Genomic DNA, 810 nt, shown 5'->3' with positions numbered 1-810 from the left:
AGCCTCGACCGCGCGCGCCCGAGCGGCCGGGCCTGCGCCTCGTGACCCGGGACGGCCGCACCGAGGGGCCGGGCGATGCGCCCTTTGCCCGCCGCGCCGTCGGCGATTTCTGACGGCGCGGAGCGAGACGACGGCGAACGAGACGACAGGACGAACCCGCGATGACCGACCCGATTGCAGACACCGACCTCATCGCCTTCGTCGACGGGCAGCTCGACGTGATGCGCCGCCTCGACGTGGAGGCGTACCTGGCGGGCAACCCCGACGTGGCGGCCCGCGTGATGGCCGAGATGCACGACCGCGACGCTCTGCGCGAATCCTTCGCGCCGTCGCCCGGCCCCGGGCCGGACCGCCTGCGCATCGCCGCCCGCCGCCTCGACCGGTCGCTGCGCTGGAACCGCGTCGCGTCGCGCTTCAAGCGGGCGGCGGCGATCGCCGTGCTCGTCGGCGCGGGCTGGCTCGCGCACAGCGAGGTCGGCCAGTTCGGGGTGCCCGACACCTTCGCCTCGCCGGTCGACCCGGCGCTCGTCGCCGACGCGCAACAGGCCCGACAGGTGGCGCAGCTCCGCGTCCGCATCGGCGCGCAGGGCGTGCCGGCCTACGACCGGGCGCGGCTCTCGGCGGCGACCGGCATCGCGCTGCCCGCGGTCCCCAAGGGCTGGACGGTGCGCGACGTGCAGGTGTTTCCCGCCCGCAGCGGCACCGGGATCGAGGTGGCGTTCGCGGCCGGCGAGCTCGGCGAGGTTTCCCTGTTCGCAACCCGGCGCCGCGCGACCGGGCTCGTGCACGCGGCCGGGCTCGCCACCGAGG

Annotated in this window: 1 protein-coding gene; it reads left to right on the top strand. The window is 76.4% G+C overall.

All coding sequences use genetic code 11. The features are described 5' to 3' along the window. Nucleotides 1-161: 161 nt before the first annotated feature. A partial coding sequence (locus tag FV223_RS28975; protein WP_147730041.1) for an anti-sigma factor occupies nucleotides 162-810 on the top strand: 649 nt, incomplete at its 3' end.

Source organism: Methylobacterium sp. WL116 (assembly GCF_008039455.1).
GTDB lineage: Bacteria > Pseudomonadota > Alphaproteobacteria > Rhizobiales > Beijerinckiaceae > Methylobacterium.
Note: the sequence above shows the minus strand (reverse complement) of the source record. Positions and strands in the feature narration are given on the sequence as shown.